Origin of the sequence: Kitasatospora sp. NPDC057500 (assembly GCF_042802195.1) — a bacterium.
Taxonomy (GTDB): domain Bacteria; phylum Actinomycetota; class Actinomycetes; order Streptomycetales; family Streptomycetaceae; genus Kitasatospora.
This window is the reverse complement of record NZ_JBHVER010000444.1, coordinates 1-1,383: the sequence shown is the minus strand read 5'-3', so window position 1 is coordinate 1,383 and position 1,383 is coordinate 1. Positions and strand designations below refer to the sequence as shown.

The window sequence follows — 1,383 nt, the reverse complement described above, 5'->3', positions numbered from 1 at the left end:
ACCACCGCGCCCGCCGCTGATCCCGGACCCCCGCCGGGGGGCCCGCCACCGAGGGGTGGCGGGCCCCGCGGGCTGTCCGGAACGGCACCCGTCGGGGGACCGGGCGGCGGGCGGCGCCGTGCGGCGGCGGGCGGGTGCGGGATACTGGGGGGCGGCCGGGGTGACCCGGCGGGCATGAGCAACACCACCAGAAGGGCTCGAAGTGACTGAGATCGAGATCGGGCGAGGCAAGCGCGGCCGCCGGGCGTACTCCTTCGACGACATCGCCGTCGTCCCCAGCCGCCGTACGCGTGACCCGAAGGAGGTCTCGATCGCCTGGCAGATCGACGCCTACCGCTTCGAGCTGCCGTTCCTGGCCGCTCCCATGGACAGCGTGGTCTCCCCGCAGCAGGCCATCACCATCGGCCGCCTCGGCGGCCTGGGCGTGCTGAACCTGGAAGGGCTCTGGACCCGCTACGAGGACCCGCAGCCGCTGCTCGACGAGATCGCCTCGATCACCGACGAGTCCGCCGCGACCCGCCGCCTCCAGGAGATCTACGCCGAGCCGATCAAGGCCGAGCTGATCAAGCAGCGGATCCAGGAGGTGCGCGACTCCGGCGTGGTCACCGCCGCCGCGCTCTCGCCGCAGCGCACCGCCGAGTTCTCCAAGGCCGTCGTGGACGCCGGGGTCGACGTCTTCGTCATCCGCGGCACCACCGTCTCCGCCGAGCACGTCTCCGGCGCGGCCGAGCCGCTCAACCTGAAGCAGTTCATCTACGAGCTGGACGTCCCGGTCATCGTCGGCGGCTGCGCCACCTACACCGCCGCGCTGCACCTCATGCGCACCGGTGCGGCCGGCGTGCTGGTGGGCTTCGGCGGCGGCGCCGCGCACACCACCCGCAACGTGCTCGGCATCCAGGTGCCGATGGCCACCGCCGTCGCCGACGTGGCCGCCGCCCGCCGCGACTACATGGACGAGTCCGGCGGCCGCTACGTGCACGTCATCGCGGACGGTGGCGTCGGCTACAGCGGCGACATCCCGAAGGCGGTCGCCTGCGGCGCCGACGCGGTGATGATCGGCGCCGCGCTGGCCCGCGCCACCGACGCGCCCGGCAAGGGCTACCACTGGGGCATGGAGGCCGTCCACGAGGAGCTGCCGCGCGGCAAGCGGGTCGACCTCGGCACCGTCGGCACCACCGAGGAGATCCTCGCCGGCCCGTCGCACACCCCGGACGGCACCATGAACCTGTTCGGCGCGCTGCGCCGGGCGATGGCGACCACCGGGTACACCGAGCTCAAGGAGTTCCAGCGGGTCGAGGTGACCGTCAACCCGGCGCTCAACCACCGCTGAGCGGGTCCTGCCGATTCCGGTTCGGGGCCCCCGCCGCATCGCGCGGCGGGGGC

1 protein-coding gene is annotated in these 1,383 nt (G+C 73.9%); it reads left to right on the top strand.

What is annotated here, in order from left to right:
• Window positions 1–202 precede the first annotated feature (202 nt).
• Window positions 203–1,330 (top strand): GuaB3 family IMP dehydrogenase-related protein, encoded by a 1,128-nt coding sequence (locus ACFU74_RS37300; protein WP_380764581.1) that lies wholly within the window; start codon window positions 203–205, stop codon window positions 1,328–1,330.
• The last annotated feature ends 53 nt before the right edge of the window (window positions 1,331–1,383 follow it).